Source organism: Burkholderia sp. BCC1047 (genome assembly GCF_902833155.1).
Taxonomy (GTDB): domain Bacteria; phylum Pseudomonadota; class Gammaproteobacteria; order Burkholderiales; family Burkholderiaceae; genus Burkholderia; species Burkholderia sola.
In genome coordinates, this window is sequence record NZ_CADFEH010000020.1 from 24,890 (window position 1) to 40,281 (window position 15,392).

Annotated in this window: 15 protein-coding genes; 10 read left to right on the forward strand and 5 right to left on the reverse strand. The window is 71.3% G+C overall.

The genetic code is table 11. From position 1 onward, the window contains the following. Positions 1-85 precede the first annotated feature (85 nt). The 5 genes from HWX55_RS20585 to HWX55_RS20605 form a co-directional block, all read right to left on the reverse strand. Positions 86-847, reverse strand: a complete 762-nt coding sequence (locus HWX55_RS20585) for a M48 family metalloprotease (RefSeq protein WP_050016683.1) — start codon at positions 845-847, stop codon at positions 86-88. Between the two features lie 203 nt (positions 848-1,050). After that, positions 1,051-1,833 (reverse strand): glycosyltransferase family 2 protein, encoded by a 783-nt coding sequence (locus tag HWX55_RS20590; protein ID WP_175977093.1) that lies wholly within the window; start codon positions 1,831-1,833, stop codon positions 1,051-1,053. A 125-nt stretch (positions 1,834-1,958) separates the two neighbouring features. After that, complete coding sequence (locus HWX55_RS20595; RefSeq protein ID WP_175977094.1) at positions 1,959-3,251, reverse strand: endoribonuclease L-PSP; 1,293 nt, start codon at positions 3,249-3,251, stop codon at positions 1,959-1,961. 37 nt (positions 3,252-3,288) lie between these two features. Beyond that, positions 3,289-4,005 carry a 3-oxoacyl-ACP reductase FabG gene (fabG, locus tag HWX55_RS20600; protein ID WP_050016689.1) on the reverse strand — a complete coding sequence of 239 codons (717 nt, stop codon included), beginning with the start codon at positions 4,003-4,005 and terminating at the stop codon, positions 3,289-3,291. A gap of 67 nt (positions 4,006-4,072) precedes the next feature. After that, a complete protein-coding gene (locus tag HWX55_RS20605) occupies positions 4,073-4,357 on the reverse strand; it encodes a phosphopantetheine-binding protein (RefSeq protein WP_080334357.1) in 285 nt (94 codons plus the stop codon). Between the two features lie 545 nt (positions 4,358-4,902). On the opposite strand from HWX55_RS20605, the gene HWX55_RS20610 reads away from it, so the two are divergent. The 10 genes from HWX55_RS20610 to HWX55_RS20655 all read left to right on the forward strand — a co-directional run bounded on the left by HWX55_RS20610 (position 4,903) and on the right by HWX55_RS20655 (position 15,292). Then, positions 4,903-5,556 (forward strand): hypothetical protein, encoded by a 654-nt coding sequence (locus HWX55_RS20610; protein WP_175977095.1) that lies wholly within the window; start codon positions 4,903-4,905, stop codon positions 5,554-5,556. 59 nt (positions 5,557-5,615) lie between these two features. Then, positions 5,616-7,376 (forward strand): acyl-CoA synthetase family protein, encoded by a 1,761-nt coding sequence (locus HWX55_RS20615; RefSeq protein WP_175977096.1) that lies wholly within the window; start codon positions 5,616-5,618, stop codon positions 7,374-7,376. Then, a complete protein-coding gene (locus HWX55_RS20620) occupies positions 7,373-8,350 on the forward strand; it encodes an acyl-CoA synthetase (protein WP_175977097.1) in 978 nt (325 codons plus the stop codon). The genes HWX55_RS20615 and HWX55_RS20620 overlap by 4 nt, the downstream gene beginning before the upstream one ends. Next, positions 8,347-9,003, forward strand: coding sequence for an outer membrane lipoprotein carrier protein LolA (locus tag HWX55_RS20625; protein ID WP_175977098.1), 657 nt, complete (start codon positions 8,347-8,349; stop codon positions 9,001-9,003). Before HWX55_RS20620 ends, HWX55_RS20625 begins: the two co-directional genes overlap by 4 nt. Then, positions 9,003-11,471: an MMPL family transporter gene (locus tag HWX55_RS20630; protein WP_175977099.1), complete on the forward strand. Its 2,469-nt coding sequence runs from the start codon at positions 9,003-9,005 to the stop codon at positions 11,469-11,471. Before HWX55_RS20625 ends, HWX55_RS20630 begins: the two co-directional genes overlap by 1 nt. Further along, positions 11,468-12,352, forward strand: coding sequence for a polysaccharide deacetylase family protein (locus HWX55_RS20635; protein ID WP_175977100.1), 885 nt, complete (start codon positions 11,468-11,470; stop codon positions 12,350-12,352). Before HWX55_RS20630 ends, HWX55_RS20635 begins: the two co-directional genes overlap by 4 nt. Positions 12,353-12,415: 63 nt before the next feature. Then, on the forward strand, positions 12,416-13,639 hold the full coding sequence (locus HWX55_RS20640; RefSeq protein ID WP_175977101.1) for a beta-ketoacyl-[acyl-carrier-protein] synthase family protein: 1,224 nt from the start codon (positions 12,416-12,418) through the stop codon (positions 13,637-13,639). A gap of 8 nt (positions 13,640-13,647) precedes the next feature. Next, positions 13,648-14,466 (forward strand): beta-ketoacyl synthase chain length factor, encoded by an 819-nt coding sequence (locus HWX55_RS20645; RefSeq protein WP_175977102.1) that lies wholly within the window; start codon positions 13,648-13,650, stop codon positions 14,464-14,466. Next, the gene (locus HWX55_RS20650; protein WP_175977103.1) at positions 14,463-14,966 is read left to right on the forward strand and encodes a hotdog family protein; all 504 of its coding nucleotides are present in this window, start codon (positions 14,463-14,465) and stop codon (positions 14,964-14,966) included. The genes HWX55_RS20645 and HWX55_RS20650 overlap by 4 nt, the downstream gene beginning before the upstream one ends. Further along, complete coding sequence (locus HWX55_RS20655) at positions 14,963-15,292, forward strand: hypothetical protein (protein WP_175977104.1); 330 nt, start codon at positions 14,963-14,965, stop codon at positions 15,290-15,292. Before HWX55_RS20650 ends, HWX55_RS20655 begins: the two co-directional genes overlap by 4 nt. Positions 15,293-15,392: the final 100 nt, after the last annotated feature.

Below are 15,392 nucleotides of genomic sequence, written 5' to 3' on the forward strand. Positions count from 1 at the left end.
AAACCCCACGCCCGAACAACGGGCGTGGGGTTTTTCATGTCGCTTGCCGATCGCCGGCGCGGACGGCCGGCGATTCGTCGTGCGATCAGCTGCCCTTCGCGATGCGATCCTGGATGTGCTGCGCACGGCTCGACGACGACGGGTGCGAGCTCATCATCGAGCTCTTGCCGCCGTCCAGTTGCGCGAGCTTCTGGAACGCGGTGACGAGGCCCTTCTGGTTCATGCTCTTCTGCTTCATCAGGTCGAACGAGTAGTCGTCGGCCGCGCTTTCCTGCGTCTGCGAGAACTGCGCGTTGATGAACTTCTCGGTGATGTCGCCGAGCTGCGAGCTCGTCAGCGCCGCCACGCCCGGCGATGCCGCGCCGGCCGCGGTGCGTGCCGCGCTCACCGCGTATGCCGTCTGCATCGCCTTCTTCGAGTGACCGAGTGCGACGTGGCCCATTTCATGGCCGATCACGCCGCGCAGCTCGTCGTCGTTCATCATGTCCATCAGGCCGCTGTACACGCGCACGCAACCGTTGCCCATCGCCCACGCGTTGACGTCCTTGGTCATGTAGACCTTGTAGTTGATCTTCTGGCCGTTCAGCGTCATGTCGCCGAAGCCCTTCATCACCTTCGTCAGGCGCTTCGCGTACGCGCTGTTCGGCGCGGCGATCTTCGATTCGGCGTCGCTCGACTTGCACGACTCGTTCGACAGCGCGGCGATGTCGCTGTCCGACAGCGTCGCCGCCTTGTACAGGTTGGTCCCCGCCGACGTCAGGCTGTTCGCGTCAAGGCTCTGCACCCCGCCGCACGCGCTCAACAGAAACGCCACGCCACACGCCGCCACCGCTTTCTTGAGTTGCATCCCGGAATCCCTCGATAGTTGTATTTGGGAGCGGCGATTTTGCATAATCCGGCAGAAAATTACCAGTTGTTTACATCGGATGACACGCTCATTACTCAGCGGATTGACATGACGCGGCGATCCGGCCCCGGATTGACGACGAAAAGCATGGCAATCGCCGCGCCCGGCGCGGTGGCCGGCAACGAAAGCGGACCGGCCTTCGCTCAGGCCGTCCGGTCGCGGCGCCGCGCCAGGCGGCGCGCGACCAGCATCGGCAGCCGCATCGCGAAGCCGGCGAACAGGCGCAAGTGCATCCACGCAAGCAGCGCGTTGTCGCGGCCGTAGTGAAAATGCGACACGCCGCCTTCGTGGCGGCCGAAATAGCGCACCGGCGCGTCGATGCGGATCGGGCGCACGCCGGCCCAGCACAGCCGCACGGCCGCTTCGGGATCGAAGTCGAAGCCGCGCATCCACGGCTGGCGCCGCATGATCGCGGCCAGCGGCGCGACCGGATACACGCGGAAGCCGTACAGCGAATCGCCGATCCCGGCCCACAGCGTCTCGAGGTCGGCCCACGCGTTCGACAGCCGGCGCCCCTGCACGCGCAACTGCGGCGCGCTCGCGTCGAACTTCGGCACGCCGAGCACCATCGCGTCGGGCGCGGCCAGCGACGCCGCCATGAACGCGGGAATCAGGTCGGCCGGATGCTGGCCGTCGGAATCCATCGTCAGCACGTGCGTGAAGCCGCTCGCGGCCGCCGCGTCGAGCCCCGCGAGCACCGCGGCGCCCTTGCCGCGATTCTCCGGCAGCACGATCACGCGCAGGCCGGGATCGCGCCCGGCCATCGCCTGCAGCCGTTCGGCGCTGCCGTCGGTGCTGCCGTCGACGACGACCCACACCGGATTCCATTGCGCGCGGGCATTGCGCACGGTCGTGTCGACCTTGGCGCCCGGGTTGTAGCTCGGAATCAGGACGAGATGGGTGGACGACGCGTGCAGCTTGGACATGGGAACAGCCGATGGGGAAGACGGGGAGCCTGACAAAAGTGTATGACTTGCCGACGAACGCCGGCACGCGTCGTCGACGCCGGCCGCAGGCCCGGCCGGCTGCCCGATCGCGAGGCGCTCGCGCTTCATGACAGCCACTCCATCGCATGACCGGCGCTGGCCTCGATCTCGACCAGCAGGTCGTCGCGACACACGTCCGCATGCACGAACAGCGGCCGAACGTGAGGACCGGCCGCGTCGCGCAGCACGCGATCGATCGCGGCCAGCGCCGCGGTGTCGCCGGCGTCGCGCACGTAGACGCGATAGTTCAGGTCGGCGAGCGAGAACGGGCCGTGCCCCTGCCGCGCGGCCTGCTCGAGCACGGCCGCGAGATTCGCGACCGTCTCGCGCGTCTGCGCGACGACGTCGCCGCGATGCACGGTACGGTGCCCGACGATGCTCGCGGTGCCCGAGACGAACAGCACCGGCGCCGCATGGTCGTCGGCCCACGCGGCCGCGCGCGCGAACGTCGGCGCACGCGGGCCGTACTGCGCCGGATAGTGATACGCGCTGACCTGACGCGGATTCTCGATGGAATCGGCCGGCGTGCGGCTCGCGAGGAAATGAATCGCGAGCGGCGCGGCCGGCGATGCTTCGCCCGCGACCGGCATGACCGAACCGAGCGCGCACGCGGCCGGCACGCTGCCCGTGAGCGCGCGTCGGCACGCATCGAACGCACGCTGACGGCCGATATTGAACTGACGATAGCGCTCGATCCCGCGCTGCACCGCGTTGATCGCCGGCACGGTGTTCCAGATCCGCAGCGGATGCGGCGTGCCGAGCGTATCGAGCAGGTCGAACAGCGCGCGGTACGCGTCGAATGTCGCGCGTTCGAGCGGCGTGCCGCCGTCGTGCGGCGCGTCGTACGCCGCGTCCGTCTCGTGCACGACGAGGCTGCCGAACACGAGCCCCGCCGTTTCGCTGTAGCGGTAGTGCAGCGCACCGCGCCGTTCGCTGCGCAGGTCGTGCGCATCGCATTGCCACAGTTCGCAGACGGCAACGCCCGGTGCGGCTTCGGCACCGAGCAGCGTCATCTGCACCGGTGCGACCGGCAGGTCGGGCGCGGCATCGGTCAGCATCCGCGCCAGCGCCTGCGCGCGCGACGCGTGCTGCGTGCCCGGTGCGCCGATGCACACCGCACCCAGCGCGCCGGGAAACACGCGATCGAGTCCATCGCCCCGGCTGCGCGCGTCGTGCAGCAGCGCGACGAGCCGCGCATCGCTCATCTGGACGAGCCGCAGTGCGCGGCCGCCGACGTGCGCGAACGCCGGGGCGGCGGGCAACGGCGAACTTGGGCGCCGTTCGGCGTGGGCTGGATGCACGGACACTTCGATTTCCTCACTATGCGGCGCAGGCCGCGCGACCACGCGGCACTGCACCGCGTTGCATTACGTCAGGCCAACGCGGCGCGCTTCGTCACGCGAGCCCGCCGTTGACCGACAACACCTGCCCCGTCACATAGGCCGCGGCGTCGGACACCAGGTACGCGACCATCGCCGCGACTTCGTCGGGCCGGCCCGCGCGCTGCGCGGGCACGAGCTGCTTGATGCGTTCGGCGGGAAACGCGTGCTCGGCCATCGGCGACGCGATGATGCCGGGCGCCACCGCGTTCACGGTAATGCCGCGCGACGCGAGCTCCAGCGACAGCGACTTCGTCGCGCCGATCAGCCCCGCCTTCGCGGCCGCGTAGTTGGCCTGCCCGCGATTGCCGGTCACGCCGGCCACCGACGCGATGTTGACGATCCGGCCGCGCCGCGTACGGATCATCGGCAGCAGCAGCGGCTGCGTGACGTTGAAAAAGCCGTTGAGCGTCACGTCGATCACGCTGTGCCATTGCCGGCGCGACATGCCGGCCATCGGCGCGTCGTCGTGAATGCCCGCGTTGTTGACGAGGATCTGCACCGGCGCATCGTCGATGAACGGCTGCAGCGCGGCGAGCGTCGCATCGGCATCGGTCACGTCGAACGCGATCGCGTGCGCGGCGCCGCCGGCCGCGACGATCTGCTGCGCGACGGCCTCCGCCTGCGCGAGATGGCGGTTCGCCTGCACCCACACTTCATGGCCGGCCTGCGCGAGCGCCGTGCAGATTGCCTGCCCGAGTGCGCCGCTGCCGCCCGTCACGAGCGCCCGCATCGAATGGCTCCGTTCATCGCGTTGTCACCTCGATCGACGCGGCCGCGTCGTCCGTCGAGCGCCGCCGTCACTTCGTGCGATGCGCGGCGACATAGGCCGCCAGCGCACCGAGCGTCGCAAAGATCTTTTGGTTGTCCGGATTGTCCGAGCGCAGTTCGAAGCCGTATTTCTTCGAAATCAGCAGCGCGATTTCCAGGATGTCGATGGAGTCGAGCCCGAAACCTTCGCCATACAGCGGCATGTCGGCCGTCACTGTGTCGAGCGGGACGTCGTCGAGATTCAATTCGCCGATGATCAGCGTGGCGAGCTCTTGTTCCAGTGCGTTCATCATGGGTGCGTGCAGGCGGCCCATGGCAGCGGGAGGTGCGCGGAAACGGCAACCGTCGGGCACGCCCGGCGCGTGCGAAATCTCCGTCCCTCCGGCATCTGCCGGCTTCCCCGCCTGCGTCGTTGGGGATCGTTTGTAAAAGTTACGCGGATTCTAGAGGAAGGGTATCGGGTCGTATACCGCGAATGGTTACAAGACTGGCGAGCCATCGCCGCGGCCCGTTTCGGGCGCGAACGCACGAGACGCTTGAGCCGCTTTGGATGGAAATGGACCGACCCCGCGAAATCGTTCGTCCGGTGCCATACAATCCGTTACAAAACCCGGCCGCCGCCGCCCCGAACCCGCGCGGCCGCGGCCCTAAAATGAGCGTGCCCGACCAGCGGCCCGGACCCGCGTCCCGGCCACCATTCATATGATGTTTGACGGCCCGCCCCGCGTCCGTCCACGATCCGCCCGATGTTTCCAGTCATGCCGCATCCGCCCTTGCGCGCCGTTCCGGTTCGCCCGCCCGTCAGCCGCTGCAGCCCGGCCGCCGACCACTGCGCGCGCCGCGCGCCCGGAGGCCGCCGATGAGCCGGCTGCTGGCCGTCGTGCGCGGTGTCGCCGCAGTCGGCGCCGTGGCCGCCTACCAGGCCGGCGCGCACTACGCGAGCGCGACATCCGGCGCGCACGGCTTCGGTCTCGCGATGGCGCTCGTGCCGCCGCTGCTGCTCGCGCTGGGCGCGGCGCTGCGCTCGCCACGGCGCGCGTGGTTCGTGCCGGCCTGGCTGCTGGTTGCCGCCGCGCTGTGGGCGGCGCGCGCGCCGCTCGCGCAGCACTTCGAATGGGGCCTGTATCTGGAGCACGCGAGCTTCAACGTCGCGATGGCGCTGCTGTTCGGCCGCACGCTCGTGGCCGGCGAGGTGCCGCTGTGCACGCGCTTCGCGGCGATGATCCACGGCACGGTCACGCCGGCCGTCGCGCGCTACACGCGGCGGATCACGCTCGCGTGGACGCTGTTCTTCGTCGCGATCGTCGCCGTGTCGACACTGCTGTTCGCGACCGCGTCGATCGTCACATGGTCGACCTTCGCGAACTATCTGTCGCTGCCGCTCGTCGCCGTGATGTTCGCGGCCGAGCATGCGTGCCGGCGTTTCGCGCTGCCGCACGAGCCGCGGCCGCGGATGGTCGACGCGGTGCGCGCGTATCGCGCGTCGACCCACGCATCGCAGGGCTCGCGATGAATTCATGACCGGCGCGGCCCCGCGGCCGCGCCGGCCTCCGTTTCCGTCTTGACCGATTTATGCCGACTCACCCGCTGGTATTCCATTCCTCGCCGGACCAGACGATCGCCTGGCGCAACGGCGCGCCCGTCACCGTGCGCGCGTTCGTCGCCGACGTCGCGCGCGTGGCCGCCGCGCTGCCCGCCGGCGGCCACGTGTTCAACGTGTGCCGCGACCGCTATCGCTTCGCGGTCAGCCTGTGCGCGGCGTTCGTCGCCGGCAGGGTCAGCCTGCTGCCGTCGACGCACACGCCGGAAATGGTTCGCCAGCTCGCGTCGTTCGCACCCGACGCGTTCTGCCTGCACGACGCGCCCGATTGCACGATCGACCTGCCGCGCTTCGCGTATCCCGATGCCGCGCCCGGCGAACCGGCGAGCGACGCGCCGTTCGCCGTCCCGCAGATCGATGCCGCGCGGATCATGGCCTACGTGTTCACGTCCGGCTCGACCGGCCAGCCGGTGCCACACCGCAAGACCTGGGGCTTCCTGGTCGGCTGCGTGCGCGCGGCGGCCGATCGCCTCGGGCTGCTCGACGGCCGCGCGGCCACGCTGATCGGCACGGTGCCCGCGCAGCACATGTACGGCTTCGAGTCGACGGTGCTGCTCGCGCTGATCGGCGGCCTCGCGTTCAGCAACCGCCAGCCGTTCTACCCGGGCGACATTCGCGACGAACTCGACGCGATCCCGCAGCCGCGCGTGCTCGTCACGTCGCCGATCCACCTGCGTGCGCTGCTGTCGGCCGGCCGTACGCTGCCGCGCGCGGCGCTCGTGCTGTCGGCTACCGCGCCGCTGTCGGAAAAGCTCGCGTGCGAGGCCGAGGCCGCGCTCGGCGCGCCGCTCGTCGAGATCTACGGCAGCACCGAGACCGGCCAGATCGCGACCCGTCGCACGTCGCAAGGCGCGGCGTGGGCGCTGTTCCCGGATATCCGGCTCGACGCACGCGACGCACCGGGCGGCGACGACAGCGGGCCGACCGTGTGGGTATCGGGCGGCCACGTCGAGGCGCCGGTGCCGATGGGCGATGCGCTCGAACTGCTCGGCGACGGCCGGTTCCTGCTGCACGGCCGCAAGGCCGACCTCATCAACATCGCCGGCAAGCGCACGTCGCTCGCGTACCTGAACCATCAGCTCAACGCGATCCCGCAAGTGATCGACGGCGTGTTCTTCATGCCCGACGAAGCCGCGCCGGCGCACGGCGACACGGCGCTCGAACCGGTCACGCGGCTCGTCGCGCTCGTCGTCGCGCCGACGCTCGCGGCCGCCGATCTGCAACGCGCGCTGCGCGAGCGGATCGATCCCGCGTTCATGCCGCGCCCGCTCGCGTTCGTCGATGCGCTGCCGCGCAACGAAACGGGCAAGCTGCCGCGCGACGTGCTGGCCGCGCTCGTCGCGCAGCATGCGCGCGCGACGGTCGCAACGGCTGCAACGGCCGCGCCGCCGGCCGAGCGTGACCCGGCCGGCCCACCCGCGCTCGCGTTCACGATCGCCGCCGATCATCCCGCGCTGCCCGGCCACTTCCCCGGCCATCCGGTCGTGCCGGGCGTCGTGCTGCTCGATCACGCGATCCACACGATCGGTGCGGCGCTGAACCGTCCGCTGCACACGTGGCGGCTCGGATCCGCGAAATTCCTGAGCCCGGTCGCGCCCGGCGAGCCGCTCGCGCTCGCATACGACGCCGCGGCCAGCGGCGCGATCCGCTTCACGGTGCGCGCCGGGTCGCGCGAGGTCGCGACCGGCGTGCTGTCCGCACCGCCGGCCGCGCAGGACGGCGCGCAGCGATGAAGCGCACCGCATGGGCCGAGCGCCAGGAGCGCAGCAATGCGAGCCTGCTGCGCGCGATGACGTGGATCTCGCTGCGCTTCGGCCGACAGCGCGCGCGCATCGTGCTGCACCTGATCGCGACGTATTTCGTGCTGTTCTCGCCGGCCGCGTGCGCGGCGTCGCGCGACTACCTGCGCCGCGTGCTCGGCCGCCCCGCGCGCTGGCGCGACGTGTATCGGCACGTGTTCACGTTCGCGGCGACGATCCACGATCGCGTCTACCTGATGAACGGGCGCTTCGACCTGTTCGACATCCGGCTGCACGGCGAAACGCTCGTCGACGCCGCGCTCGCGGATGGGCGCGGCGCATTCCTGATGGGCGCGCACCTCGGCAGCTTCGAGGTCGTGCGCGCGATCGGCCGCACGCGTCCGGACCTGCGCGTGGTCGTCACGATGTACGAGCAGAACGCGCGCAAGATCAATGCGACGCTCGCCGCGGTGAATCCGGCCGCGCAGCCGGAGGTGATTCCGCTCGGGCAGGTCGACTCGATGCTGAAGGTGCGCGAGCGCCTCGACGCGAACTGCATGGTCGGCATGCTCGCCGATCGCACGCTGCTCGACGACGCGGCCGCGTCGCTGCGGCGCGTGCCGCTGCTCGGCGCGCCGGCCGCGTTTCCGCTCGGGCCGCTTTACATGGCCGCGATGCTGAAGCGCCCGGTGATCTTCATGACGGGCCTCTATCGCGACGGCAACCGCTACGACGTGCACTTCGAGACGCTCGCCGATTTCTCCGACGTGCGGCGCGATACGCGCGCGGCGGCGGTCGATGCGGCGCTCGCGCGCTACGTCGCGCTGCTCGACAAGTACTGCCGCATGGCGCCGTACAACTGGTTCAACTATTTCGATTTCTGGAAGGGCGGCGATGCCGCGGCCGCGCGCCGCGCTGTGGCGCACGCCGGCACCGACCTGCCCGCCACGAGGGATTCCGACGCATGACCGCCGTTCGCCGCCGCCCGTTTCCGTTCCCGATCGCGTTCTCGTCGCACCGCATCGTCCGCGTGGCGCGCGTGCTCGCCGCCACGGCCACCGCGATCGTGCTGGCCATGCCCGCACACGCAGCCGATGCCGGCTCGGCGTGGACCCTCGACCGGCTGATGTCGACGCTCGCGCAGCACAAGTCGGGCCGCGCGACCTTCACCGAGACGAAGACCCTGTCGATCGCCGCGCAGCCGATCGAATCGTCGGGTGAACTGATGTTCGTCGCGCCCGACCATCTGGAAAAACACACGCTGAGCCCGAAGCCCGAACACCTCGTCGTCGACGGCGACATGCTCACCGTCGAACGCAACAACCGCAAGTACACGCTTGCGCTCGCGCGCTATCCGGAACTCGGCGCGTTCATCGACAGCATCCGCGCGACGCTGGCCGGCAACCGCTTCGCGCTCGAACAGGTGTACAAGGTCGCGCTGTCCGGACGCGGCGACGACTGGACGTTGACGCTCACGCCGCTCGATTCGCGGATGCTGAAGGTCGTCAGCACGATCACGCTCGACGGCACGCGCGACGTGTTGCGCAGCGTCGCTATCCGGCAGGCCGACGGCGATCGTTCGATGATGCGCCTGCAACCCGTCGCGGCGGACGCGAACTGATGGACGATCGTACGCGCCCGTCCCCCATCGCCCGCCGCGTGCCCGCATGGCGGCAGCGCGCGGTGCTCGTATGGCTGCTCGCGCTCGTCGCGTGCGGCATCGCGATCGGGCGCGCGCACTTCACGGCCGACCTGTCCGCGTTCCTGCCGAATGCGCCGAGCGCCGGGCAACGCGTGCTCGTCGACCAGTTGCGCGACGGCATCGTGTCGCGCCTGATCCTCGTCGCGATCGACGGCGGCGACGCGCGCACGCGCGCCGCGCTGTCGCGGCGCGTGGCCGGCACGCTGCGCACCGATCCGCAGTTCGCGGCCGTTCACAACGGCGAAGCCGCGAACGACGCGCGCGACCGGCAATTCATCTTCGACCATCGCTATCTGCTGAGCCCGGCCGTCACGCCGCAGCGCTTCAGCGCCGACGGCCTGCACCAGGCGCTCGGCGACAGCCTCGACCTGCTGGGTTCGTCGGCCGGCCTCGTCGCGAAGACGATGCTGCCGCGCGACCCGACCGGCGAAGTCGCCGCGCTCGTCGACGGGCTCGACAGCGCGGCCGAACCGGCGAGCCGCGACGGCGTGTGGGCGTCGCGCGACGGCACACGCGCGGTGCTGGTCGTGCAGACGGCCGCCGCCGGCTCCGATACCGACGCGCAAGCCCGCGCGATCGATGCCGTGCGACGCGCGTTCGCGGCCGCGACGCGGGCCGTGCCGAACGCAAACGCCGCGACGCTCGCGATGACGGGCCCCGGCGTGTTCTCGGTCGACGCGCGCGATACGATCCGGCACGACGTCGAACGGTTGTCGACGGCGAGCATCGTGCTGATCGTCGCGCTGCTGCTCACGCTGTACCGGTCGCCGCGCACGCTCGCGCTCGGCCTGCTGCCGGTGCTGACCGGCGTCGCGGCCGGGATCGCGGCGGTCGGCGTCGCGTTCGGCACGGTCCACGGGCTGACGCTCGGGTTCGGGACGACGCTGATCGGCGAAGCCGTCGACTATTCGATCTACCTGTTCGTGCAATCGGCGCAGGCCGGCACGCGCGGCGCGGCGCGCCCGGCCAACGCGACGCGCGCATGGGTCGCCGCATACTGGCCGACGATCCGGCTCGGCGTGCTGACGTCCGTGTGCGGCTTCGCGTCGATGCTGTTCTCCGGCTTCCCGGGCCTCGTGCAACTCGGGCTCTATTCGATCGTCGGGCTGACGGCCGCCGCGCTGGTCACGCGCTTCGTGCTGCCGCACCTGCGCGGCGAGCGTGTCGCGATCCGCGACGTCTCGCGCGTCGGCGCCGTGCTCGCGCGCGCGGCCGACGCCGCGCCGCGGCTGCGCTGGCCGCTCGCGGTGCTCGTGCTCGCCGCATGCGCGACGCTCGCGCTGCATCGCGACGGCCTGTGGAGCCACGAGCTCGCCGCGCTCAGCCCGGTGCCTGCGTCGGCGCAGGCGCTCGACGCGCGGCTGCGCGCCGATGTCGGCGCGCCCGACGTGCGCTACCTCGTCGTGATCGCCGCGCCGACCGAACAGGCCGCGCTCGAAGGTGCGGAAAAAATCGCCGCGCAGTTGCAGCCGCTCGTCGACCGCGGCGCGCTCCGCGGTTTCGAAAACCCCGCCCGGTACCTGCCGAGCGATGCCGCGCAGCGCGCACGCCAGGCGAGCCTGCCCGATGCGGACGCGCTCGCCGCACGGATGCGCTCGGCCGTCGCGCACCAGCCGATCGCGGTGAAGCCCGACCTGTTCGCGCCGTTCCTCGCCGACGTCGATGCCGCGCGCCACGCGCCGCTGCTCACTCGCGCGGACCTGCGCGGCACGTCGATGGCGCTCGCCGTCGATGCGCTCTTGACCGAACGCGACGGTCGCTGGAACGCGATGCTGCCGCTGCGGGCGCCGGACGCCACGCGCGCGAAGCAGCCCACGTCGAGCCTCGACGCCGCGCCGATTCGCGCCGCCGTCGCGCGCGCGGGCGTGCCCGATGCGCTATTCGTCGACATGAAGGCCGAAGCCGATCGCCTGTACGTGAGCTACGTGCACGAGGACCTCCGGCTGTCGCTCGCAGGATTCGCCGCGATCGCCATGCTGCTGCTGATCGCGCTGCGCTCGCCGCGCCGCGCCGCCCGCGCACTCGCCCCGCTCGTCGCGGCCGTGCTGGTCGTGACGGCCGGCTTCGCGCTCGCCGGCGTGCCACTGACGATCCTGCACCTCGTCGGGATGCTGCTGATCGTCGCGGTCGGGTCGAACTACGCGCTGTTCTTCTGCCGGCGCGACGACGCGCAGCCCGTCACGCCGTACACGCTCGTGTCGCTGCTGATCGCGAACCTCGCGACGGTCGCCGGCTTCGGGCTGCTCGCGCTGTCGCGCGTGCCGCTGCTCGAAACCTTCGGGCTGACCGTCGGCCCCGGCGCGATGCTCGCGCTCGCGTTCGCGGCGATTCTCGCGCCGCGCGCCGCAACGACGGTTGGCCATCGCGAACAAGGAGGCCGCGCATGAATGCGCCGTCGTCGATTCCGCCACGCCACGCCGACACCACGCGGCGCTGGAAACCCACGCCGCTGATCGCGGGCGCCGCCGCGTTGCACGCGGGTGCGGCCGCGGCCGCGATCGCGCAACCGGCCACGTGGCCGTGGGCCGTCGGCGGCGTGGTCGCGTCGCATCTCGCGCTGACCGCGGCCGGCCTGTGGCCGCGCAGCACGCTGCTCGGCCCGAACTGGACACGCCTGCCGGCCGGCGCGGGCCGCCGCATCGCGCTGACGATCGACGACGGCCCGGACCCGGACGTCACGCCGCGCGTGCTCGACCTGCTCGACCGTTACGACGCGCGTGCGACGTTCTTCTGCATCGGCGATCTCGCGCGCCGCCATCCTCACTGGATCGAGGCGATCGTCGCGCGCGGCCATGCGATCGAGAATCACAGTCAGCGGCACCGCCATACGTTCTCGCTGTCGGGACCGGCCGCGCTGCGCCGCGAGATCGCGGCCGCGCAGCAGACGCTGACCGACCTCGCCGGCACGCGCCCGCTGTTCTTCCGCGCGCCGGCCGGCCTGCGCAATCCGTTTCTCGAACCGGTGCTATGCGAATTCGGCCTGCAACTGGCAAGCTGGACGCGGCGCGGCTTCGACACGCGGGCACACGACGCCGCGACCGTTACGCGCCGCCTGCTGCACGGGCTCGACGCGCGCGACATCCTGCTCGTGCACGATGGTCACGCGGCGCGCGATGCGCGCGGCGAACCGGTCGTGCTCGACGTGCTGCCCGCGGTGCTGCGCGCAGCCGCCGACGCGCAGCTGCACTGGACCACGCTGCGCGCGGCGCTGGCGCCCGAACCACCCGGCCAGCCGGGCGTCCCGGCACCCCCGTTTGATAAAATCTGACCGCGAACGGCGCGCGTGCCAGCCCTGCTGCAGCGCCCGTTCCGGCCACCGGATGCGACCCTCGTGAACCCTCTCCTGCTCTCGCACTTCACCGCCACCAGCTGCATCGGCCGCGGCCTCGACGCGACCCTCGATGCGTTGCGCGACGCCCGCGGCGGGCTCGTGCCGTGCAATTTCGAGCGTGCGGATCTCGACACGTGGATCGGCGCGGTGGACGGTGTCGATGCGCAGCCCGTGCGCGCCGATCTCGCCGACTTCGAATGCCGCAACAACCGCCTCGCGCAACTCGGCCTGACGCAGGACGGCTTCGACGCGCGCGTCGCGGCGGCGGTCGCACGCTACGGCGCCGCACGCGTCGGCGTGTTCGTCGGCACCAGCACGGCCGGCATCCTCGAAACCGAACGCGCGTATCAGCGCCGCGACCCGACGAGCGGCGCGCTGCCGGCCGATTTCCGCTACGCGCACACGCACAACCCGTATTCGCCGGCCGCGTTCGTGCGCGCGTATTTCGCGCTGCGCGGACCGGCGATGGCGATCTCGTCTGCGTGCTCGTCGGGTGCGAAGGTGTTCGGCTCCGCGCGCCGCATGATCGAGGCCGGGCTGATCGACGCGGCCGTCGTCGGCGGCGTCGATTCGCTGTGCCTGACCACGCTGTACGGCTTCAACTCGCTCGAACTGCTGTCGCGCGAGCCGTGCCGGCCGTTCGACGTCGCGCGCGACGGCATCTCGATCGGCGAAGCCGCCGCGTTCGCGCTCGTCGAACGCGTCCCTGCGCCGCCCGCCGCGCTCGACGGCGACGCGATCCTGCTGCTCGGCATCGGCGAATCGAGCGACGCGCACCACATGTCGTCGCCGCATCCGGAAGGGCTCGGCGCGCGCGCGGCGATCGAGCAGGCGCTCGCTTCCGCCAGCCTCGGCGCGCACGACATCGACTACGTGAACCTGCACGGCACCGCGACGCCGAGCAACGATGCGGCGGAAAGCCGCGCGCTCGGCGCGCTGTTCGCCCGCACGCCGTGCAGTTCGACGAAGGGCGCGACCGGCCACACGCTCGGCGCGGCCGGCGCGCTGGAGGCGATCGTCGCGGCGCTCGCGCTGCGCGAGCAGTTCGTGCCGGCCGGCGTCAACACGACCCAGCCCGACCCGGCGCTCGCAGCCGATTACGTGCTCGCGAGCCGCGACACGCGCGTGCGCGCCGTCCTCTCCAATTCGTTCGGCTTCGGCGGCACGAATTGCAGCCTGATCTTCGGCCGCGCCCAGCATGCGGCCGGTCGCGCTCGCCGTTGAGGCCCGCCATGACGCTCACCGCCTTCATCGAAAACATCGGCCTCGTCGGGCCGGGATTGAACGACTGGCCGCACGCGGCCGACGTGCTCGCGGGCCGCGCGCCCTACGTGCCTGCCCGCACCGAGCTGCCGCCGCCGGCCGGGCTGCCGTCCGCCGAACGGCGCCGCACGGGCCCGGTCGTGCGCACCGCGCTCGCGGTCGGCCACGAAGCGGTGGCCGCGAGCGGCCGCGACGCCGCGACGCTCGCGACCGTGTTCAGCGCGTCCGGCGGCGACGGCCAGAACTGCCACGCGATCTGCGAAACGCTGGCCGGCGACGATCGCCAGCTGTCGCCGACCCGCTTCCACAATTCGGTGCACAACGCGCCGGCCGGCTACTGGAGCATCGCGACCCGCGCGACGGCGACGTCGAACGTGCTGTGCGCGCACGACGGCAGCTTTGCCGCCGGCCTGCTCGACAGCCTGTGCCAGGTCGTCGTCGATCGCGTGCCGAGCCTGCTGATCGCGTACGACACCGACTATCCGGAACCGCTGCGCACGGTGCGGCCGATCGGCGACGCATTCGGCGTCGCGCTCGTGTTCGCGCCGGAAGCGAGCGAACGCGCGCTCGCCCGCATCGACGTGCAGCTCACCGATGCGCCCGCGACGACGCTCGCGCATGCCGGACTCGACGCGCTGCGCGCCGGCAATCCGGCCGCCCGCGTGCTGCCGCTGCTTGATGCGCTCGCCGCGCGGCGCTCGACGCGCGTCGTGCTCGACTACCTGGACGATACGCGCGTGCAAGTCGACGTCGCGATCTCCGAATCCTGCGCGGAGCGCGCGCGATGACCGCACCGGTCGGATTGACCCCGCCGCTCGACCATGCGTGGATTGCCGCGCACGTTCCGCACGCCGGCGCGATGTGCATGCTCGATTCGGTCGATGCATGGGATGCCGAACGAATCCGCTGCACCGCGACGAGCCACCGCGATCCGCACAACCCGCTGCGCGCGCACGGGCGGCTCGCGTCGGTTTGCGGGATCGAATACGCGGCGCAGGCGATGGCCGTGCACGGCGCGCTGCTCGGCGCGCACGAAGCACGGCCGCGCGTCGGCTATCTCGCGAGCGTGCGCAACGTCGACGCGTTCGTCGACCGGCTCGACACGTTCGAAGCGCCGCTCACCGTCGATGCGCAACGCGTCAGCGGCGACGGCCGCTCGGTGCTGTACGGCTTCGCGCTGCGCTGCGGCGAGCGCGTGCTGCTGTCCGGCCGCGCGGCGGTGATGCTCGACGCATCGGCCGCCGGCGCGCTTCAACCGGCACCTGCCGGCAACACGAATCCTCGATGACGAGGCTTACCTCAAGGAAACCGGTCGTGAAAGTTCGTCAGTTCATTGGCGCAGCGCTCGTTCTGGCGCTGCTCAGCCCGCTCGCACACGCGGACATGTCGGAAGTGAAGCAGGACATCAAGCGCGATTCGAAGGAAGCCGCGCACAAGACCGGCGAGGCCGCACGCAGCTTCGGCCACGCGACCGCGAGCGCCGCGAAGGCGGTCGGGCACGGGGTCGCCCATGCGTCGCGCGAAGGCTGGGAAGCCACCAAGCGCACGACGAAGCGAATCTTCCACAAGAACGACGCGGGCGAGTCGGCTGGAAAGGGCGAAAAGAACGACTGATCGCGCATCCCGCGCGCTACCGACGGCATGCGCGCGGGACGTGACCGCTCATCGACCGCTCGCCGATCGTTCACCGCTTGCGACGCGACCGGCTCAGCCG